The sequence below is a fragment of the Natronotalea proteinilytica genome (assembly GCF_055379935.1).
The window spans coordinates 973,381-994,379 of the sequence record NZ_AP043947.1 but is presented as its reverse complement, the minus strand read 5'-3'; the positions used below and the strand labels follow the sequence as shown (position 1 = coordinate 994,379).

The window sequence follows — 20,999 nt, the reverse complement described above, 5'->3', positions numbered from 1 at the left end:
AACCTGGGCAATGTACCGCTATGTTGTAGTGTACGTATCCCCTTTTCTTTCCAGAGATTCCCTAACCGTTATGAAGGTTACCGTTATAGGCGCAGGTGGCAATGTAGGAGCAACTGTTGCCGAATGCGTAGCGCGCAAAGACATGGTTCACGAGGTCGTGATGGTTGACATCAAAGACGGCGTGCCACAAGGCAAAGCCCTCGACCTGCTAGAGTCCGGGCCGATCCATGGTTTCGATACGGTGCTTACCGGCACCACGGACTACGAGGCTACCGCCGATTCGGAGGTATGCATCATTACGGCTGGGCTCCCCCGTAAACCCGGCATGAGCCGCGATGATCTGCTTGCCAAAAACGCGGCGATTGTAAAGAGCGTGACGGAGCAGTTTGCTCCACACAGCCCCGACGCCAAAATCATTGTGGTGTCTAATCCGCTGGACTTGATGACCTACGTAGCGCATCAGGCCAGTGGCTTTCCGGCCGAGCGCGTGATGGGCATGGCCGGCGTGCTCGACACAGCCCGCTATCGCGCCTTCATCGCTGACGAGCTCGACGTGTCGGTGCGCGACATTCAGGCTCTGCTCATGGGTGGACACGGCGACACCATGGTTCCACTCCCGCGCTACACCACCATTGGCGGCATTCCGCTTCCGCAGTTTCTCGACGACGAGACCATCGACGCCATTGTGGAGCGCACCAAAGGCGGAGGCGGCGAAATTGTGGACCTGATGGGCACATCGGCATGGTACGCGCCCGGCGCAGCTGCGGCTGAAATGACCGAAGCCATCATTAAGGATAACAAGCGCGTACTGCCTGTCGCTGCGCACGTTGACGGCGAGTATGGCCTCGAAGGTTTCTTCATTGGCGTGCCTGTAGTGCTGGGCGCCGATGGCATTGAGGAGATCATCGAGGTGGAGCTTACCGACGACGAAGCGGCCTTGCTCGACACCTCTGCCGAGCACGTCCAAGCCAACCTCGACACCCTGCATCGCCTGGAAGAAGAAGGCGAAATTGCATAGCGTTCTCGCACAGTTCATCTGTGTGACTATTTCGCATTGGCACGCGGCTTGTACTCATACCAGCCCCCGTCGGCATGGCTGCACGGCGGGGGTTGTGTCGTTCTCCCCTCTGAACGACATGAGCTGTTCTTCTCACCAACCCTTAGCAGCTTGCCATGCGCTCTGTATCGGTCTCCATTACGGTAGGACTGTTTGCAGTGCTCTTTGGCACATCGTTTGGCATGGGATGCACCGCCGGATACACCCTGGCCGACACGCAGAACGACATCCGCACCTATCACGAGCACGGCCTTGATGACCTCGACGAGCTCGCCGAACGACTGGCACGTGGGTACCGCAAAGACGGCGAAGACGCGGTGCTCTATCATCTCGAAAAGGGCATGCTCTACCATCACCACGGCCAGTGGGATGCCAGTGCCCAACACTTTCAGCAGGCCGAACGAACCATTGAGGCCAACTTTACGCGCAGCATCTCGAAAAACGTACAAGCCCTGTTGGTTAACGACTTGCAACTCGATTATGTGGGCGAGGCATATGAAGACTTTTATTTGAACACACTCAACATTATCAACTACCTGCAGAAAGACGATCTGGAAGGGGCTGCGGTTGAGGCGCGCCGCGTAACCCACAAACTGGAGACCTTTAGCGATCGCCATCAGGGATTGACGGCATCGCTCGTGAATCCTCCTGACAATGAGGAGGTCATCTCGGCGGATACAACGCAGATGATCTTAGAGCAAGCGGATGCCGAACTTGGCGAGGTCAACCTTCATCCCGACCGTATCACGCCCCGCGAAATGACGCAACACACAGCGCTGGGGCGCTTTCTTTCGACCGTGGTGCATGCCAAACAAGGCGATGCGGACGGCGCGCGCATTGAGTATCAGAACCTGCGGAGCGCCCTCGAAGATCAAAGCCAAACGTCGTTTCTCAATCAACTCACTGCTCGCTCGGCCCCCACGCTGAGTCTCTCCAGTTCAGATGCGCTCAAAGATCCCAGCCAGTACAACACACTCATCACCGCCTTCAGTGGGCGCATGCCGGCAAAGGAAGAACGCTCCTTTCGCATCCCGCTTGACCTGGGTGCCGATCCCGTTTCGCTCTATCTAGCGGTTCCCGTGTTGAGCGAATTTGCGTCGCGCGTGAGCGAGGTGCAGGTAACCGTAGCCGGGGAAACGCGCACAATGCCCATGATAGAAGACATGCAGGCGGTAGCCCGCGACATGTTCGACGCCACAAAGCATGTGATCTATATCCGGGCGGTACTGCGTGCCTTCCTGCAAACCGCCGCCACCGAGGGGCTGGCCGCGCTGGCTAGAGAAGAGGTGGGCGAGGACCTGGGTTGGCTCACCCAGCAACTCGGACGCGCCATGAGCAGCTATTCGGCGCAGGCAGATGTACGGGGCTGGCAAAGCATGCCGGGGCGTGCGCACGCCATGGTGGCTCAACTCCCCGTGGGCACGCACGAGGTGGTGTTCGAGTTTTTGGATCGCTCTGGCAACGTACTTGAGCGCCGCACCGACACCCTTACGGTACAAAGCGGCTCGCGCGCGCTGTCGGCAACCACTGCTTCCTTTTTGAACTAAGATGCCTTGTGCTATGACTGCTATGCTACGCCTTAGCTTACTCACCGCATGTGCTGTGCTGGTGGCTATCCTTATGGGATGTGCAAGCTCTGAATCCACCTCGACCGATACCACCGGGCCCGACGGTGTGCCACGCTGGGTGGAAGATCCGGCTCAGACCCACGATACGCGGCGCTACCTCTTAGCCAGCGGATCAGGCACGAATACGCAGCAGGCCCAAGAGCAAGCCCTTTCCAATCTAGCCCGCATGTTCGAAGCCACCATCGATGCAAGCCGCCGCACGGTAGACAACTACGAGGAGATCACGCGCGATGGCGGCATCGCCGAGACCGAAGGCACCGTGCGCATGCTTGATCTAACGAACATTCGGTCGGAGCAAGACCTGCTGAATACCGAGGTGCTGGCCCAGCAGCAAGCCGATGACGGCACGCATTACGCCCTCGTAGGCATGCACCGCACGCGTACACTCGCCATCTACACCGAACGGATTGAAACCAACCGCGCCCAGATCGAAACCTATGTAGAGGCCGGGGAAACCCGAACCGATCCCATTGAAAAGCTGGCTGCCTACCGACGCGCACTTGTGCTTAGCCAGGTCAACGAAACCCTGCAGGAGCAACGTTCCATCATTGCCGGAGGCGGTGGCGTGCCAAACCTTGGCGATGGCACCACCCCCGAACGCACCGAATTAGAAGAGGCCTTCACCGAAGCGCAGCGCGCCTGTCCCATTTTAGTGGAGGGCTCCACCGTTCCAGACGCAATCCACACGCAGGCGGCCCAAAGCATCGAAGCGGCAGGCTTTCCGACCACCCGCAGTCCCGACGATGCCATACTCCGGGCGGAGGTGAAGTACCACCAGGAGCCGACACTTGAAACGCGCGACGATGCTTCGTTTTTGTACTGGACACTGGACATTACCGTGGTGGATGTGCAACGTAACCAAACACGCGGCACCTTCTCGGCCGACAACCGCAGTGGCGGGTTATCTGCTACCCAAGCCCAGCAAGCGGCTCACCGCGATGCCCGCCATGCCCTCGACACAGACCTGGAGCAGTTCTTGACCGACACGTTACTCCGCATTGACCTCGACTAATGCTATGCCTGTTGCCCTGCCTACTATGCTACGCAACTGCCTGATTGGCTTTCTGATTGCGGCCTTCCTGGTGGGATGTGGATCGTCCAGCCCCACTGTGCAACGCGTCGATGCCGACACCGAAACCGATCTTTCCGGCCGGTGGAATGACACCGATGCCCGCCTCGTAGCCGATGCCATGATTGACGATGTGCTACAAAGCAATTGGTTAGCCCGCCATCGACAAAATAATGACGATCGGCCCACCGTAATCGTAGGCCCTATCGAAAACCGGACCCAGCAACACATCGATCCAAATGTGTTTATTAGCGATTTGGAGCGTGAGCTTATCAATGCAGGACAGGTCGGGTTTGTAGCGGGCGGAGATGCGCGGGAAGCCATCCGTGATGAGCGTCGCGGACAGCAAGAACACGCAACGCTCGAATCAGCCGCCCGTCTGGCGCAGGAAACCGGGGCCGAGTATATGCTGATGGGAACCATCAACGACGAGGTGGATGAATCGTCCGACGGACGCCAAATTTCGCTGTTCTATGTGGTTAACTTAGAACTCGTTAATATCGAAACCACGGAAAAAGACTGGATCGGCACCAAACGCATCAAGAAGCTGGTCGAGCGATCCCGATATAGCCTGTAAACCACGTTACGTTTGACCGTTTTTATGCGGCTTCATAAGCGCCCTACACAGTTTGGCGCGTTCATCAACTTTCTTCCAAAGCAACCCACAAACCCATGAGAGCACAATCAGACTCCACTACTGTTCTCGCACTTGTTCATAAAGCCATGGCCCTTGGGGCCGTTGTTGTGCTCGCCGTCGCCCTTACTGCGTGCGGCAGCTCGGGAAGCGCCACGGGCCCCGATATGGAGGAGATTCCGTCATGGTACCTGGATACGCCTGAGTCGCCCGACCATCTGTACGCTTCGGCCTCGGCGCAATCGCAGCGCATGCAAGTTGCTATCGATCGCGCCGAAACCGATGCGCGCCAAAGCATTGCGGCCACCATTGAAGCCGAAATTCGGAGCATGACGCGCATCTTTGAGGAAGAACTCGAAGATGAGTTTCGGGAGCAGTTTGTCCAAACCACGCAAGAGCTTGTCAACCAGACGTTGACGGGCACCTCGGCGCGTGAACGGGACGTCCAACAGCAAAACGATGGCCTCTACCGCGCTTACGTGCTCATGGAAATGCCGGTGGGCGAAGCGGCTGCCGACTTCTTGGCGCTGCTCGAAAACCGCGATGAGTCCATGTATACACGCTTCCGTGCCTCCGAGGCCTTTGAAGAGATGCAAGAAGAAATTGAGCGCTACGAAGAAGAGCAGCGCGAACGCGGTAATCGACGGTAACTCCTAACTTGGATGCGTATTTTGGCCTACTACATCGGTTTGGTTGCGCTGATGGGCTGCACAGGCCTATCAGAAAGCAGCGATCCACCTGCAAGTGCCTCGCCGTCGTATCCACAATGGTTTGTGACGACACCGCCCGCTACCGACTCGCTGGTGTGGGCGGTGGGGCAGGCCCAAAGCTATATTAATCCCGATGATGGCATGGCGGGCGCCCGCGACTCAGCCTATGTAGCCCTGCGGCGCGCTGTTCATCACGTGTTGGAGGGCGAACGACTCTATGAAGCACCGCCTCGCTTTGAGATTACCTCACGTGGACAACGCTTCACCGAACGCGAACTGCCCGATACGCTGACGGCCGTTTCCTATGTCGATTCGGTGCAGGTGGAAGGCATGAGCCTCATGCTCGCTGCGTGGCATCCCGAGCGCGACACCGCCCCGTCGGTGCCCGATATGCGGATTTCATTTGCCGAGAAACGCCCGTCGTGGGTCGACGCCTCCCAAACGAATTCAGAATCGGGCGTGCGAGCAGTGGGGCGAGCGCCGGTCTACTACCGCCGAGCACATACCTGGCACGCGGCCGAGCAGAATGCACGAGAGCAGTTGGCCCTTGAAACCGCAGCCGGCATCCAATCGATGGACCGATCAGAGGCCGACCGACGCCATGTCATCTACCGACTGTACACGGCCATCCGGTTCAGCACCACGCAGGTAGAACAACGGTGGTCTGATGGGAAATATGCATACGTGCTGCTCCGCGCCAACATTGATGAGGTTCTGGTAGAGTAGTCCACTGCATCCTTCACGGTGTAATACACGATCTTTTGCAGGTCTTTTTGCATAATCCCATATGTTACTATGCTTTATGTGCGCACTTTCTGCTACATTTTGGCGCTTGTTCTGCTGATTGGGCCCACTGCCGTTCATGCTCAGAATGGCGACTACGAGGAGTGGCTCCGTGATCAGGAAGAACGCTACCAAAACTTCCTGGATGAGCAGGACGAGGCGTTCATGGAGTTTCTGGAAGAACAGTGGAGCGCGTATGACATCGACCGTGGGCCCGCCAGCCAGATAGATACGAAGCCGATCACCCTGCCAGAGGCCGAGCCGGCAGAGTCCCAACCCACGCCGGCTGAACCTGACGCCGAGACACAGCCCGATCGGGAGGCACCTGAAGAAGCAACTGAACTGGACGCTCCCGAAGAAACTCCGGACCCGGATCCAACCCCCGAAGCCCCTGCGCCCGATGCTGGTGAACCCGATGCTGGTGAACCCGATGCTGGTGAACCCGATGCTGGTGAGCGAGCTGATGCCCTTCCGCGTTCGGCGCGCCTTTCATTTCATGGCACCCCCACCCTGCTTCCGTACGATGCCAGTTTCACCCCATCCCTTCGCGAGGCCCCGTCTAAGTCGTCCATCGCCACCTTTTGGGGCAACTTGGCGGAAACCGATTACGAGGCCCTGATTGAAACTCTCCACGAACAGCGCCGCGACCTTAACCTGAGCGACTGGGGCTACTACCAGTATGTACGCACAGCGGCGGCGACGTTGTATGACGACTCCGACACGTCCCTTTCTAACAGCGCAACCCTCTGGACCTGGTTCGTGATGATGCAGTCGGGATATGACGCACGCGTGGGGTATGCCAACGAATCGGTCTTGCTGCTCCTGCCTGCCGAGCAAAGGCTGTACGGACACCCGTTCATGGAAACGGAAGGGCAGCGCTACTACGTGCTAAATAAAGACGCGCACCGAATCGAGGCGTTTACCACGTACGAGGGCAGCCACGAAGCAGCCACCCAGAAGCTGTCTTTTGCATCGCCCCAACTGCCTCATTTGGGGGCCAGCACCTCCTCGCGCACTATTTCCTTTTCATATCAGGGATCCGACTACGAGTTTGAGATCGACTATAACTCGGCCTTGGTGAACTACCTGCAGTCGTACCCCACTGTTGAGCTTGGGATGACGTTCGAGGCCCCCATGTCAGATACGGCTCGCAACAGCCTTCAGGATGCACTTATGCCGCATCTTGAAGAGCGTAGCCCGCGCGAAGCGCTCAATTTCTTGCTGCGCTTTGTGCAGTACGCCACCGAGTACGAAACCGATGAGGAGCAGTTTGGCGAGACGCGTTTCATGTTTCCTGAGGAAGCACTCGCGGCTACCGCTACCGATTGCGACGACCGGGCGCCGCTGTTTGCGTACTTAGCGCGCACGCTGCTGGGCTACGAAACCATCGGGCTGCTCTGGGAAGGCGAGCCCGGACACGCGGCGGTGGCCATAGGCACAACCGACGATCTGCAAGCAACGGCGTCAGATCGGACCTACACCGTTGACGGACATACATATATCCTGGCGGATCCTACATTCATCGGAGCCAACCTGGGGATGGAAATGCCGTTCATCGAAAACCGCAAGCCGCAGATCGTGGCCTCCTCGCGGTAGGACTGTGTCACAGGTCAAAGTTTGAGCTATCAACGCTTCTAGTCATCCCGGCCAAGGCGCCCTGGCGCCGCAGAGCCGGGATCTTCCCCGAGACTAGCAGGACCGTTGATTCGTCAGAACCTGCTGAGCGCCGCGGAGATGGTTCCACCGAATGCCATTCGGCGGCTACATGGGCCTCCTCCGTCGGCCTTCGCTCACCATGACAGGTGTTTTGTTATTATCATCGGACAGGCTTTCACTCCCCCCTGAACACCAACATTGACACTTGACTTCACTTACACGCCGTTATAGAAAAGAGCCCATCAAGAGGCCGCCGGCTTCACGTCTTTCTTGCCATGCGTGAGCGAAGCCTGAATCAACGGATCGAGGTTGCCCTCAAGCACCTCCTCGACGTTGGAAAACTTATTCTCCGTACGGTGATCGTTGACCATCGTGTATGGATGCAGCACATACGAACGAATTTGGCTGCCCCACTCGATGCTTTTCTTGGTCGCCTCGACCTCTTCACGCGCCTGCTCTTGAAGCTCTTGCTCCGCCTGATAGATGCGGCTCTTGAGCATCTTCTCGGCGCGTTTGCGATTTTGCAACTGGCTCCGCTCCTCGGTGCATTCGGCCACGACCTCGACTTCCTCATCGTTCGAAAGCCTGCCGGTCCACGTAAGACGCACGCCGGTCGATACTTTGTTGACGTGCTGGCCTCCCTTTCCGCCAGAACGGAACGTCTGAAACTCCATCGATCCCGCGCTTAGATCGACTTCAATTGTGTCGTCAACCTCGGGATACACAAACACGCTGGCAAACGAGGTGTGGCGGCGGCTGTCGGAATCGAATGGGGAGATGCGCACCAGGCGGTGCACCCCGCGCTCGCCTTTCAGATAGCCATAGGCATGGTCGCCCGACACCTGGAGGGTTGCACTTTTGAGACCCGCTGCTTCGGCGGGTTGATACTCCAGCACCTCCACATCGAAATCTTCTTTCTCAGCCCAGCGCGTGTACATGCGGAACAGCATACTGGCCCAGTCCTGGCTTTCGGTACCCCCGGCGCCCGGATTAATCGTAATGATGGCGTTGCGGTGGTCATCAGGTCCGTCGAGGAGACTGGCCAGTTCAAGGCGATCGAGTTCTTTCTCCAGCGCCTGAGCTTCCGCCTCAATTTCGTCGCTGAGGTCGGCGTCTTCTTCATCGGCCAGCAGTTGAAGCGTCTGCAGCGTCTCCACACGATCCTGCAGATCCTCCCACACATCGATCCACTTTTGCTCGCGGGCAACCTGTTGCTCCACCTCGCGGGCACGATCCGGGTTGTCCCAGAACGACGGGTCGAGTCGCTCCTGGTTTAGCTCACCAATGCGGGCACGGCGTTCCTCTACGTCAAAGATAGCCCCCGAGCGCGTCGGTGCGCTCGTAGAGGTCTGTCAGGTCGTCGTCCGTGTATGCGGCCATAGTAGCAGTTCAGGTTGATGAAGAGAAGCTCTGTCAGTTGTTGGTATCAAACGCCCATCCGAAGACAATCGTTCGGAGAAGCCGTGTTTAAGAAAGCGTTTTGCGCTGATGCCAGGCATCGCGTGCTGCGCTAAAAATGAGGGTGGCTCCAGTTCCCCACAGCGCTCCAACCAGACCCGGGATAAAAGCCAGCACAGCAGGGGGGAGATCGCCAGTAGCGGCAGATAGAAACTGCAGCAGTTCCACGGTGGCTGCTTCATAAAAGAGAAGCGAATAGGCTACCCACAAGAGCCATCCCAGTCCAACGCCTACAGCACCAACCAGCACGCGACGAGGAGCCCATACCGCAACAATGGCAGCCAGTCCAGTGGCCGCCCATCCCAACAATAGATGCAGCACGGTGGCACATCCAGCCACAGCCAATATGTAGAGTGTGGTGCGCATGGTTCGGCGAGGCAGCTTTATGCAGACTGATGGCGCGCGGCAAATCGTTGGATACGGACTACCGCCTCTTTGATGTCGTCGAGTCCGGTCGCGTACGAACAACGCACGTATCCCGCCCCGCTCGGCCCAAACGCATCGCCGGGCACGCAGGCTACGTGCTCTTCTTCGAGCAGTTGCTGGGCGAAGTCTTCGGAGCTCAATCCAGTTGAACGGATGTCGGGGAAGCAGTAGAAAGCGCCTTCAGGTTCAAACGTGCTGAGCCCGGCCTCGTTGAGCCCATCTACCAGCACGCGGCGACGTTCGTCGTAGGCCTGGCGCATGGTTTCGACCTCATCCTGGCACTGCGTCATGGCTGTATGAGCAGCGATCTGCGATACGGTGGGCGCGCTCATAATCATGTACTGATGCACCTTGTAGAGGCCCCGCAGCAGCGGCTTCGGTGCACACGCATAGCCAATGCGCCAGCCGGTCATCGCATAGCTTTTGGAGAACCCGCCCAGCAAGATGGTGCGATCACGCAGGCGGCCCACCGACGGCACGCAAACGTGCCCTCGCTCGTATGCTTCGCCGTAGACCAGCCGATCATAGATCTCGTCGGAGATCACAAGCAGGTCGTGTTTCTCAACCAGCGTGGCGATGTCTTCAAGCGTCTCACGTCGCAGCACCGCGCCCGTTGGGTTGTTCGGATAGCCCAGAAAAAGCGCCTTCGTGTTGGGCGTAATGTAGGATTCGAGAGCTTCGGCAGTCACCTGAAAGTTGTTCTCAACGCTTGTGGGCACGTTTACGACGGTGCCCTCTGCAAAGCGCGCTGTGGGCGCATACGACACAAAGCAGGGCTCTGGAATGAGGATTTCGTCGCCGGGATCCAGAATGGAGAGCATGGTTGCCTGCATCGCCTCGCTCACGCCCACGGTTGCAAGCACCTCCGACTCCACGTCGTACGTCACGCCATATCGATCCTCCAGATCGGATACGATCGCCTGGCGAAGGTCCTCGCGTCCGGCGTTGGAGGTGTAACTTGTGGCGCCGTCGTTGAGCGCGTCGATACCGGCTTGCACAGCGGGCTGCGGCGTCACGAAGTCGGGCTCACCAATGCCCAGCGAGATCACATCATCCATGGTGGCGGCAATCTCAAAGAAGCGCCGGATTCCGCTGGGCGGCGTGGTGCGAACACGTTCGGAGAGATAGGTTTCCAAGTCGGCGGTAACGGCAGCATCAGACATAAACGGGCGGCAGCGAGATTCGGAAAAGCACAAAGCATGTGATGTACCGCTGGTTGGATCGGTAGATCCGCACGGGCAATAGCGAGCACTCTTCGTATATAATGCGAACATGCGCATTGAGAACGCCCGATCTGCCTCCTATACTTACATGATTGATGACGTATCGTAAGCGCTTTCCGTATCCACCAACACGTGACTCCTATGTCTACCCTCTCCCAAAACTACATTGATGGCTCCTGGCAGCCCGCTGAAACCGATGCCACCTTTGCCAGCCGAAATCCGGCTGCGTTCCAGGATGTGGTGGGCCACTTTCCCGCCTCAGGCCCTGCCGATGTCGACGATGCGGTCGCCGCGGCCCAGCGTGCGTTCGACGGCTGGTCGAGCACGCCTGCTCCCGAACGCGGACGCATACTGAAGCGCATTGGCGATCTGCTGCTGGAGCGCAAAAACGACCTGGCCGATGCCATGACGCGCGAGATGGGCAAACCGCTTAGCGAAACACGGGGCGATGTGCAAGAGGCCATCGACACCGCCTACTACGCCGCCTCCGAAACGCGTCGGCTGTTCGGAAATACCGTTCCGAGCGAGCTGCCCGACAAGTTCAACATGACCATTCGCCGTCCAGTAGGCGTGTGTGGACTGATCACAGCCTGGAACTTCCCGGTGGCTGTGCCCACATGGAAGATCTTTCCGGCCCTTGCAGCGGGCAACACCATCGTGTTCAAGCCCAGCGAAGAATCGCCGCACTGTGGCGCGCTGCTTGTAAAGGTTCTTGAAGATGCCGGGCTTCCTGCAGGCGTTCTGAACCTGGTGCAAGGCGATGGCACGGTTGGTGGCGCCCTGGTCGAGCACCCGTCTGTTGATGCGGTCTCCTTCACCGGCTCCACCGAAGTCGGCAAACAGATTGGCGAAACGTGTGGCCGACTCAACAAACCGCTCTCCCTCGAAATGGGCGGTAAGAACCCGATGATTGTAATGGAGGATGCCGACCTCGACCTTGCGCTCGAAGGGGTGCTATGGGGCGCATACGGCACAACCGGACAACGCTGCACCGCCACCAGCCGCCTCATTGTGCATGAGGATGTGCACGACGAACTGGTCGATCGCATCCAGGAAGCAGCCGAAGAGCTTACACTCGGCGACGGACGCGAAGAGGGCGTCGATGTGGGGCCGCTCATCAACGAGGCCGCGCTCCACAAAGTGCAGTCCTACATGGAGATTGGCCAGAACGAGGGTGCTACGCTTGTCTTTGGAGGCGACACGCCCAGCGACGCTGCTCTGCAAGATGGCTACTTCTTTGAGCCTACGCTCTTCACCGATGTAACGCCAAACATGCGTCTCGCACAGGAAGAAATCTTCGGACCCGTGCTGAGCGTGCTCACGGTGTCGTCGTACGAGGAGGCCGTGGACGTTGCCAATAACTGCGACTTCGGTCTGTCGTCCAGCATCTACACTGAGAACGTGCGCAATGCCTTCCGAGCGATGCACGACCTGGAGGCGGGCATCACGTATGTCAACGGGCCAACGATTGGTGCCGAAGCCCATATGCCATTTGGCGGCGTAAAAGACACCGGCAACGGCCATCGCGACGGCGGCTGGGAGGTCTTCGACTTTTACACCGAAACCAAGACCGTGTATGTCGACTACTCGGGCCAACTCCAAAAAGCGCAGATGGATAACGCGCCCGATGCGTAATGCGAAGTGTGATTGAGGTCCTTTGCCTGTAGCATTGTGGTGTTCGTAGAGGCGTCTGCAAAGGCGCCTCTACGCATTTTTGGTCGAACGGCCGAGCCTCCTCCGGATCATCTGCCAAGACAGATCAATTCATGGCGGTGCGCTTGTTTTGTCTTTCTGATACCCAATAACTTTCATGCCACATGACCCTCCGCGTCTCACATCTAAACAACGTGCTTTCCTGCGTGGCGAAGCGCATGACCTGGATCCAGTAGTTCGCATCGGAGACGATGGGCTAAGCGACGGGGTCGTTGCTGCTGTTGAGGAAGCCTTTAACACCCGCGAACTGCTGAAGGTGAAGACTCTAGGCGGCTCACCCGACGAAGTGCACACGCTAAGCAACGAACTCCTTGACCGGCTTTCGATGGACAATCCAGTTCACGTGGTGCAGGTGATTGGCAGTATCATGGTGCTCTACCACCCATTCCCGGATACGCCAGAGATTGAACTTCCGTAGCGCAAAATCAACCTGTGCGTAGTGCCCGTCCCAGCGTATCTGCTACTGCTCGTTGGGATAGCGGCGCTCGGGCCAACCGGTTTCGTCGATTTCCGCCATGATCGGGAAAAGCTGATCGAGTCCCTCATCGACTTTGGTCTGCGCCACATGATTGATATAATTGCTCATCACCTTTAGACTGATTAGCGCGTTGATTTCATAGAGGTGCATCTCTTCAATACCATCATTGCGCAGGCGTTCGCGGTCTTCCTCGTCGAGCCAGCCATCTTTGTCGAGCATGAGGCGGGTAGCCTGCACGATTGCACGGATGTTGGCCCGCTCCGGTAGGCGTCCCTGGTTGAGCATCTCGATCTCATCACGAGACAGCCCGGCTGCATGCCCAAGTGCAGCGTGCGTACGTGTGCAGTAGTGGCAGTCATTATACCGCGAGATGGCCAAGATAACGGCTTCGCGCTCATCATCGTCGAGCTCTCCTTCTTCCATAAGCTCCATGGCAGCAATGTAGATTTGTGCCACCGCAGGATTATGTTTGTTTACCGTCTTGATAATTTCAGGGACCAGGCCATAGTACGCCGTAGCCATCTCACGAGAACGCTCAAACTCATCGGTAGAAAAAGTTGGCATACAGGCGGCACATTATAAAAAGTAATATTTATACAGCCTCGAATGCCGAAGAACGCGGAGCCTCGGGCCATTCGGTCTTGTTGAACTCGTCCATGATCGGAAAGAGGTCCGACACTTCGGGGTCTACTTCCGTTTGCGACACATGATTAATATAGTTGCTCATGGTTTTAAGTGCAATGAGTGCACTCAGTTCGTACAGATGAGTAGGCGTGATTCCAGCCTTGGTAAGCACCTCGTAATCCTCGGTAGTCAATTCGCCTTCTCGTTCCATGAGCAATCGTGCGGCCTGCACCACCGAGCGCAGCGACTCAGACCCCGGCAGTCCGCCTTGGTTTACCGCTTCAATGTCGGAGGGATGGAGGCCAGCGTCATGCGCAAACCCGGCATGTATGCGTACACAATAATGGCAGTTGTTATACTCGGAAATAGCGAGCAAGGCAATATTGCGTTCCGCCTCGGAAAGCACGCCCTCTTCGAGTACTTCCATGCCTGCAATGTAAATTTGAGCTACAGCAGGATTGTGTTCATTAACCACCTTGATGAGGTTAGGGACCATGCCAAAACTCTCTTTGGCCATGCTGCGCACACGGCGTGAAGGCGTGTCGAAATGTGTTGAAGGTTTCTCGGATGTGGATACAGCCATAAGCAAAAACTACAAAGTAGAGCAGATGGGCAGAGTGCATGAGCGTGCTGCGCATTGTGTGGAGCCGATTAGCCCATAAACAGACGCTGACGACGTGACGTATCAGGCGGTTCGGGCAGGGTCTCTATCTCTGCCTCTAGTGGCTTCAGCGGAGCCTCCACATCAAAGTCGGCAATGTGATGGGTGTAGCTCGTCATCTTTTTCATGCCAATGAAGGCAAAGATTTCGTAGAGCTCCCCGCGCGAGACCCCATTTTTTTCCAACGCACGTAGTTCTTTCGGCGTAAGCCATCCGCGCTGATTGCAGGAGCGGCGCGTAGTTTCGACAAGTGCCTGAAGCCGTGCATCGTCCACGGGCTCATCCGACAAAAGCTGATTCACTACACGATACCCAAGCCCCGCATCTAACGCCATACGTGCATGCACAATAGCGTCGTATCGGCTGTTATGATAGCGTGCCAACTCCAATAGCACCGCCTGTTGTTCGCGTCGCGACAACACTCCATTAACAAGCGCTTCGTCGGCAATCATATATACAGCAGAAGGAGCTGCGGTATATGTATTGGTTTCTTTGAAAAAGTTAGGGATGACACCGTACGTCTGCTTAGCTTCGTCTATAACAGAGTTCATAGTACTGATGGGCTACTGATATTTTGCGAGCGTACTTTGCGGCATTTAGAGTACTTCATTGACAATACATACTTTAAAAGAAGAGGTGTGGGGGATGCCCCCACATGTCAGTGATAGAGTATAGGATCTGGCATATGAGAAGAGCAAGTTTGCCTCGCTCATTGCTCTTTCTTTGTGGATGTCGTTACATCTGATTGGTTGAACGCCGTGAGGCTGTTTCGAGCTGTTCTAGATCTGTCGGCCTTTGGCTCCTACGAATAGACTGCGTGCAGGACCGTGCACACCTGTTCTACATCTACTTCAGATATGTCGCGATGCGTGGTGATACGTACGGTATGAGGGCCAAAGGGCGTAACCATCACATTGTGGGCAGCCAATGTTTCTGAAACCGACTCCGCCGTGTGCGTGTCGGTATGAACCATTATAATGTTGGTCTCTACTCGGTCCATATCCACATGAAACCCGGCACACTGAGTGGCGGCTTCGGCAATTTGGCGCGCGTGGTCGTGATCGCTAGCCAGTTGGGAACGGTGGTGGGCCAGAGCATGGAGCCCGGCAGCAGCAAGAATACCAGACTGCCGCATGCCTCCGCCCAATCGTTTGCGGGTGCGTCGGGCCTGGGCAATGGTAGATTCGGCTCCGGCAAGCACCGACCCCACTGGAGCGCCAAGCCCTTTGGATAATGCCACCCACACCATGTCGAACGGAGCAGCATATTCGGCTTCCGAGATGCCCGTGGCGGCGCTTGCATTCCACAGACGCGCCCCATCAAGCAACGTGTTCAACCCATGCTCGTGTGCGGTTTTTGCAACCGCATGCAATTGCTCGACCGGATAGATGCGTCCGCCTGCTTTATTGGCTGTTTGCTCTATGGCCACCAAACGGGATGGGGCAAATACCGCTCCTGTTGGACGCACCGCAGCCGTCACTGCGTCCGACGTTAACAGCCCCTCGTCGGTCGTTACCGGATGCAGCTGCACGCCCGAGAGCATGCCTGCTGCGCCGGTCTCATAGTTATAAAGGTGACTGCTGGCGTCGAGAATAACTTCACTACCGGGCTCGGTAAGCACATGCACGGCAATTTGATTCGCCATAGTACCCGAAGGAACAAACAGTGCGGCCTCTTTCCCGAGGAGCATCGCTATTTTGTCCTGCAACCGGTTTACCGTTGGGTCTTCGCCGTATACATCATCGCCCACCTCAGCATCCATCATAGCCTGGCGCATGGCTGGGGTTGGACGTGTGACGGTGTCGCTGCGTAAGTCGATCATACCGAGCCGAAAAGTGAGAATAACGAGTTGGAGCGTGCGTATGCTATGCACTGCTGCTATGGTGCTGCTGCTATGGCACTGCAAATCTGTTACCAGCCATGCTGTGCCATCCGCTGCTCAATGGTGCGGGTGTAACGCGTCATGTAGTGAGGGCTACGCGAACGGGGAGCGGGTAAGCAGGCCGCCAACCCAGCCGCTTGATGACGTGAAAGGTCGTTGGCCGTAATACCGAAGTGGTGATGTGATGCCGCTTCTACGCCATAAATACCAGGGCCCCATTCCACCACATTTACATACAGGTGCAAGATCCGCTCTTTCGACAGAATGAGTTCTGCAAGGTATGCCAGCGGTAATTCAAACGCCTTACGCACATACGACCGGTGAGTCGTCAAAAACAGGTTTTTAACCAACTGCTGGGTAATCGTTGAACCGCCTCGACGTGGCGGGCCCGCAGACTCCTCAAACACGTCCTGAATGGCCGCCCAATCAATGCCTCGGTGCTCGTAGAAGCGGCCATCTTCGGCAGCCACAACGGCCCGAGGCATATGGATCGAGATCGCATCAGACGACACCGGATGATACACTCGCGTATAGGTGGTATCGCCAGCCCACCATGCCTCCACCGCTCGTTGTGCCTGAATGCCAGTCAGCGGCGGCCAGAACGTGGTATACGCGATAAGCAAGAGCGTACATCCTACAAGGTAAGCCGCCGCCACCAGTAGAATCCCGCGCAGGCCCCGACCCACAAGCCGAAGAAGCCTGCGGGCTGGCCCGGACGATTGCGACGACATGACGGTTCACCTCTAATGGATTAGCGGGTGATATCCAGAATCTTCAGCGTGATGGTTCCCGCTGGCACCTTAATGTCTACCTCGTCTCCCTCTTCTTTGCCAAGCAACCCCTTGCCCACCGGACTGTCTACACTGATTTTGCCTTCCGACACATCAGCCTCTTGTTCGGCAACAAGCGTGTACGTTTGTTCAGCCCCCGTCGTCAGGTTTTCGACGGTAACGTTCGATAGAATGTAGGCTTTGCTATCGTCAACCTCATTTTCATTCACCACCCGAGCCCGAGAGATGGTGTCTTCAAGTTTTGAAATGCGGGCTTCGAGTTTGCCCTGCTCTTCTTTGGCCGCGTCGTATTCCGCATTCTCCGATAGATCGCCCTTGGCCCGCGCTTCCGCAATCGCATCAGCGATCCGTGAACGCTCTTTTGTTTTCAAGAATTGCAGTTCATCTTTGAGTTCTTGAAGGCCCTCTTCTGTGAGGTATACCGTTTTCTTCGTCATAAAGGGTGCGTACATCTCATGAGCAATACATCTTGACTTCTCCCCCGACTAAAGAGAGCGGGGATTCACTCTCGCGAGTATGACTTCCTGTTTCTCAGAACCGTGCTTGGTTTTGCTCAACAGCGTACAAGCCTTACCGTTTTCTCCACAGGCACTAGCACGTTGCAGTGCTCCCGCCAGCCCGACGGTACGATGTTTTTGGCAGCGTGTATGTCGCCCTTGGGTATCGGTGCGACGGCATAACGAACCTGAAAACAGGACGTTTTTTCGTTGACGGCTGTATGCCACGACAAATGCGAAGCTTTCACGTCCGTAAAAGATCGTAAAGTTTAGCCGCTTTCATTCCACAAGGGATTCATCATAAAGACAGACCGCCACACCCGTGCGTGCACAGCGTGGACGTGCACAGGGGCGGCGGTCTGTCGTATGTTGCAAATTCTATCCTGTTATTCGAGAATGGAAGTCAAATGTTCCTTCTCGTTGCGGTCCCATTACATATCACACGATGCATGTCACGAAAGAACAGAAGGCTTCTGAAAAGTACGTATCAACAGCCGGTGGAAACGGCGCCCCCGCGTGTTTCCATAATCAGCATTACCATCCTCCACGACTTTGGGAGGACGACGGAGGCTGGCTCTCTGACGCGGCGGTGGCAACGCTATCATCAACGCGACGGGCCGTCCAGTACCGGTTTTGCCAGTAGCTTTCGTTGAGATTCGACACCATCACCCCTCGGCTAGACGACGCGTGCACGAAGCGACCGTTTTCAATGTGCACGCCTACGTGCTGGCCTTTATCGTAGTGAAAAAACACCAGATCGCCTGGTGCCAGATCACGCTGCCGCACCCGGTCGCCCACTTGTACCTGCTCGCTGGTTGTGCGGGGCATATCAACATTGGCGACGTCACGATAGAGCACCTGCACAAGCCCTGAACAATCAATACCGCGCGTGGTGGTACCGCCCCATTGATGTGGCACACCGTCCCACGCATCTGCTGCTTGCTCCCACCGATCTACCACGTCACGATGTTCGCCCGATGTGTTGTCAATGGTTGATGCCGAACTGGAACACCCCACGATCAAAATTGCCAAACTGCCCCAAACAAGCAGGTGCCGAACCGAAAACAGTACACGTTGCATAGGACAAGAGACACGTTGAGATACAAACAACGAAGCAATACGTAACTTTCAAGGCCCATCTCCATAATGCGTTCATACCTGCAACAACAGGTTGAATCAGCAGGTTGAGGAGGATCACCTCATCTATAAATAGGTTTGCTTAGTGTGTATACACCCCGCTTACCTGTTACTGATCCTTCCGATTATGCCTTATCCTGAAGCAATGGTTGCCCCCATGCGCGAAGAGCTTACGCGCATTGGTGTTGAAGAGCTTACTGATGCCGATGCAGTGGATGCTGCTTTTGCAGATGCTGCTGACAAAACCATGTTACTCGTTATCAACTCGGTATGTGGATGCGCCGCAGGAAACGCGCGTCCTGCCGTTGCTATGGCCTCGCAACTAGATGTGCAACCTGATGAGTATGTGACGGTCTTTGCCGGCCAAGATTTGGAGGCTACCGAGCATGTGCGTGAAAATCACCTGGCGGGTATCCCTCCATCATCACCGTTTATTGCACTGTTTAAAGACGGACAGCCGGTGTACATCATTGAGCGGAAACACATTGAAGGGCGCAGCGCCAATGCGATAGCAAACGATCTAAAAACAGCCTTCGAAGCCTATTGCAATGGCGATGTCCCCTCGGATGCTCCCAGCAGTCCAACCCCACAGCAGTCGGCCTCTTCCGGGCTTCCGTCTAGCTTTCAGTCGTTCTCTTGATCAGATGCACAAACGCATCTTTAAAGATGGTTTGGTGAGTAACGGTAGCAACGACGCACTTTGGAAGAACAGACACTCCCAGCGTGCAATCTCGGGCCGTTCGATAGGTCCACACCGATCAAACGGTAGAATGAGATTTCTACATCCGGTGCCGGCTCCCTCTTCGTGATGAACAAGTGAAACGCGTATTTGTGTTGACACCTGTTTGCTTGTCTGAGAGCAAGGAAACGCAAAACGGCCCGCCTGCCTGTGAGGGCAGCGGGCCGTTGCTGTCTGTATCTAGGTGGCACAATGGTAGAAGCACATTGACGCTGTACCGCATGCCACACAGCTTGCTACAGAATGTACTGACTCAGGTCGCGGTCGGTCGCAATAGAGCTGAGACGTTCCTTAACGCGTTCAGCATCAATCACAACCTCCGTGTCATCCATCTGGTCGGGCACATCATATAGGATGTCTTCCAGCAATGTCGTAAGGATCGTGTGTAGACGACGGGCTCCGATATTTTCCACATCAGCGTTTACCTGCGCCGCTACACGTGCAATCTCGCGAACTCCTTCATCTTCAAACGTAATCTCTACGCCTTCAGAAGCCAGCAATGCTCGGTACTGCTTCAGCAATGCATTGCGCGGCTCTTTAAGAATCCGATAGAAGTCTTCTTCGTCGAGATTGTTAAGCTCAACACGAATTGGAAACCGGCCTTGCAATTCTGGAATGAGGTCGCTGGGCTTTGACACATGAAACGCCCCGCTGGCCACAAACAGGATGTGATCGGTCTTCACCATTCCGTGCTTGGTCTGCACGTTCGAGCCTTCCACAATAGGAAGCAGATCGCGCTGAACACCCTGGCGCGACACGCCCTGGCCAGCACCGCTCTGATCGCGTTTATTGGTCCCCGAAGCGACCTTATCGATCTCATCAATGAAGACCATACCCGTTTGCTGCACCCGCTCTAGCGCATCTTCTTTTACCTGATCCATGTCGATCAGTTTTTGCGCTTCTTCTTGAGTAAGCAGCTCGCGCGCCTCCTCAACGGTAACACGGCGCTTCTTGCGGTTTTGACTACCCAGGTTGCCGAACAGCTCTTGCAGGTTTACCCCCATCTCTTCCATGCCCATAGGGCCAAAGACCTGCATCATGGGCGACGAGGAGTCCGATGACACTTCGATTTCAATTTCACGCTCGTCGAGATCGCCCCGGGCCAGCTTCTCCCGAAATTTCTCGCGCGTGCGTTCACGCAGGTTCGCCTCGGTGGGCGGGGCGTCTTCTGCAGACTCGGGATCGCCGTTGGACTCATCGCGCTGCAGCACGAAGCCCGGCCCGGTAATACTCGAAGCACCACTGCTGCCGGTACTGCTTTTTTGGGAGTCGGTGGGTGGAATCAGAATGTCGAGGATACGGTCTTCAGCCCGCTGCGCGGCTCGTTCTTGCACCGCCTCTTTGTGCTCTTCCTGCACCAGGTTCACGGCAATATCGGCTAAGTCGCGAATCATACTTTCTACATCGCGCCCTACGTATCCGACCTCGGTGAACTTCGAAGCTTCCACCTTAATGAACGGTGCACGAGCAAGTCTGGCGAGCCGGCGGGCAATTTCTGTCTTCCCGACTCCGGTAGGCCCAATCATGATGATGTTGTTGGGCATAATCTCCTCGCGCATGTCCTCTGGCGCATTTCGGCGACGCCAGCGGTTGCGCAATGCAATAGCTACATTCTTTTTTGCTTTGTCTTGTCCAATGATGTAATTGTCGAGCTCCTCGACAATTTGACGGGGCGTAAGTTCGTCGAGCGAAGGATGCGTTCCCATAAAAGCAAGTTATCAATGGATGCAAAAAATCGTGCGTGGTTCATTTGGAGCTATTCGAAGGCCCTTTCATCAGCGTAGAGGGGTCGTAAGGCTCCGAACTCACCACGCACGTGCACAACGTGCATTC

The 20,999-nt window shown here is 56.3% G+C and carries 21 protein-coding genes; 10 read left to right on the top strand and 11 right to left on the bottom strand.

Annotation, left to right across the window (positions count from 1 at the left end):
• Nucleotides 1–70 precede the first annotated feature (70 nt).
• The 7 genes from mdh (at nt 71) to ACZ5AL_RS04165 (ending at nt 7,477) form a co-directional block, all read left to right on the top strand.
• On the top strand, nt 71–1,018 hold the full coding sequence (mdh, locus tag ACZ5AL_RS04195; RefSeq protein WP_464512383.1) for a malate dehydrogenase: 948 nt from the start codon (nt 71–73) through the stop codon (nt 1,016–1,018).
• A gap of 155 nt (nt 1,019–1,173) precedes the next feature.
• Nucleotides 1,174–2,604, top strand: coding sequence for a COG3014 family protein (locus ACZ5AL_RS04190; protein ID WP_464512382.1), 1,431 nt, complete (start codon nt 1,174–1,176; stop codon nt 2,602–2,604).
• 13 nt (nt 2,605–2,617) lie between these two features.
• The gene (locus ACZ5AL_RS04185; RefSeq protein ID WP_464512381.1) at nt 2,618–3,697 is read left to right on the top strand and encodes an LPP20 family lipoprotein; all 1,080 of its coding nucleotides are present in this window, start codon (nt 2,618–2,620) and stop codon (nt 3,695–3,697) included.
• Nucleotides 3,698–3,701: 4 nt separating this feature from the next.
• Complete coding sequence (locus ACZ5AL_RS04180) at nt 3,702–4,331, top strand: penicillin-binding protein activator LpoB (protein WP_464512379.1); 630 nt, start codon at nt 3,702–3,704, stop codon at nt 4,329–4,331.
• 95 nt (nt 4,332–4,426) lie between these two features.
• Nucleotides 4,427–5,038, top strand: a complete 612-nt coding sequence (locus ACZ5AL_RS04175; RefSeq protein WP_464512378.1) for a hypothetical protein — start codon at nt 4,427–4,429, stop codon at nt 5,036–5,038.
• A gap of 12 nt (nt 5,039–5,050) precedes the next feature.
• Nucleotides 5,051–5,824 (top strand): hypothetical protein, encoded by a 774-nt coding sequence (locus tag ACZ5AL_RS04170; RefSeq protein ID WP_464512377.1) that lies wholly within the window; start codon nt 5,051–5,053, stop codon nt 5,822–5,824.
• Nucleotides 5,825–5,893: 69 nt separating this feature from the next.
• Complete coding sequence (locus tag ACZ5AL_RS04165; protein WP_464512376.1) at nt 5,894–7,477, top strand: hypothetical protein; 1,584 nt, start codon at nt 5,894–5,896, stop codon at nt 7,475–7,477.
• A gap of 302 nt (nt 7,478–7,779) precedes the next feature.
• Here the strand turns inward: ACZ5AL_RS04165 and prfB are convergent.
• The 3 genes from prfB to ACZ5AL_RS04150 all read right to left on the bottom strand — a co-directional run bounded on the left by prfB (nt 7,780) and on the right by ACZ5AL_RS04150 (nt 10,584).
• Nucleotides 7,780–8,917, bottom strand: a protein-coding gene (gene prfB, locus ACZ5AL_RS04160) for a peptide chain release factor 2 (RefSeq protein ID WP_464512374.1) whose coding sequence is annotated in 2 segments (ribosomal slippage) — nt 7,780–8,847 and nt 8,849–8,917 — 1,137 coding nt in all. Because the reading frame shifts where the segments join, the coding sequence is not laid out codon by codon here.
• An 87-nt stretch (nt 8,918–9,004) separates the two neighbouring features.
• Nucleotides 9,005–9,361 (bottom strand): hypothetical protein, encoded by a 357-nt coding sequence (locus ACZ5AL_RS04155; protein WP_464512373.1) that lies wholly within the window; start codon nt 9,359–9,361, stop codon nt 9,005–9,007.
• A 17-nt stretch (nt 9,362–9,378) separates the two neighbouring features.
• A complete protein-coding gene (locus tag ACZ5AL_RS04150; protein WP_464512372.1) occupies nt 9,379–10,584 on the bottom strand; it encodes a pyridoxal phosphate-dependent aminotransferase in 1,206 nt (401 codons plus the stop codon).
• A gap of 201 nt (nt 10,585–10,785) precedes the next feature.
• Between ACZ5AL_RS04150 and ACZ5AL_RS04145 the strand changes: the two genes are divergently transcribed.
• Both ACZ5AL_RS04145 and ACZ5AL_RS04140 read left to right on the top strand, forming a co-directional pair.
• A complete protein-coding gene (locus ACZ5AL_RS04145) occupies nt 10,786–12,279 on the top strand; it encodes an aldehyde dehydrogenase family protein (protein ID WP_464512371.1) in 1,494 nt (497 codons plus the stop codon).
• A gap of 175 nt (nt 12,280–12,454) precedes the next feature.
• Nucleotides 12,455–12,775, top strand: a complete 321-nt coding sequence (locus ACZ5AL_RS04140; RefSeq protein ID WP_464512369.1) for a YhbY family RNA-binding protein — start codon at nt 12,455–12,457, stop codon at nt 12,773–12,775.
• A gap of 42 nt (nt 12,776–12,817) precedes the next feature.
• Here ACZ5AL_RS04140 and ACZ5AL_RS04135 read toward each other — a convergent pair whose 3' ends face one another.
• From ACZ5AL_RS04135 to ACZ5AL_RS04105, 7 genes are all read right to left on the bottom strand, one after another.
• Entirely contained in the window at nt 12,818–13,399 is a 582-nt protein-coding gene (locus ACZ5AL_RS04135) for a carboxymuconolactone decarboxylase family protein (RefSeq protein ID WP_464512368.1), read from the bottom strand.
• A 28-nt stretch (nt 13,400–13,427) separates the two neighbouring features.
• A complete protein-coding gene (locus ACZ5AL_RS04130) occupies nt 13,428–13,976 on the bottom strand; it encodes a carboxymuconolactone decarboxylase family protein (RefSeq protein WP_464512367.1) in 549 nt (182 codons plus the stop codon).
• A gap of 134 nt (nt 13,977–14,110) precedes the next feature.
• Nucleotides 14,111–14,671, bottom strand: a complete 561-nt coding sequence (locus ACZ5AL_RS04125; RefSeq protein ID WP_464512366.1) for a carboxymuconolactone decarboxylase family protein — start codon at nt 14,669–14,671, stop codon at nt 14,111–14,113.
• Nucleotides 14,672–14,922: 251 nt separating this feature from the next.
• Nucleotides 14,923–15,942, bottom strand: a complete 1,020-nt coding sequence (locus ACZ5AL_RS04120; protein WP_464512364.1) for a threonine aldolase family protein — start codon at nt 15,940–15,942, stop codon at nt 14,923–14,925.
• 89 nt (nt 15,943–16,031) lie between these two features.
• The gene (gene mtgA / locus ACZ5AL_RS04115; RefSeq protein WP_464512363.1) at nt 16,032–16,733 is read right to left on the bottom strand and encodes a monofunctional biosynthetic peptidoglycan transglycosylase; all 702 of its coding nucleotides are present in this window, start codon (nt 16,731–16,733) and stop codon (nt 16,032–16,034) included.
• Nucleotides 16,734–16,753: 20 nt separating this feature from the next.
• The gene (gene greA / locus ACZ5AL_RS04110; protein WP_464512362.1) at nt 16,754–17,230 is read right to left on the bottom strand and encodes a transcription elongation factor GreA; all 477 of its coding nucleotides are present in this window, start codon (nt 17,228–17,230) and stop codon (nt 16,754–16,756) included.
• A gap of 594 nt (nt 17,231–17,824) precedes the next feature.
• On the bottom strand, nt 17,825–18,370 hold the full coding sequence (locus ACZ5AL_RS04105; RefSeq protein WP_464512361.1) for a C40 family peptidase: 546 nt from the start codon (nt 18,368–18,370) through the stop codon (nt 17,825–17,827).
• A 184-nt stretch (nt 18,371–18,554) separates the two neighbouring features.
• Here ACZ5AL_RS04105 and ACZ5AL_RS04100 point away from each other — a divergent pair, with 184 nt between their 5' ends.
• On the top strand, nt 18,555–19,067 hold the full coding sequence (locus tag ACZ5AL_RS04100) for a BrxA/BrxB family bacilliredoxin (protein WP_464512359.1): 513 nt from the start codon (nt 18,555–18,557) through the stop codon (nt 19,065–19,067).
• 335 nt (nt 19,068–19,402) lie between these two features.
• Here ACZ5AL_RS04100 and hslU read toward each other — a convergent pair whose 3' ends face one another.
• Nucleotides 19,403–20,872 carry an ATP-dependent protease ATPase subunit HslU gene (gene hslU / locus ACZ5AL_RS04095; protein WP_464512358.1) on the bottom strand — a complete coding sequence of 490 codons (1,470 nt, stop codon included), beginning with the start codon at nt 20,870–20,872 and terminating at the stop codon, nt 19,403–19,405.
• Nucleotides 20,873–20,999 lie beyond the last annotated feature (127 nt).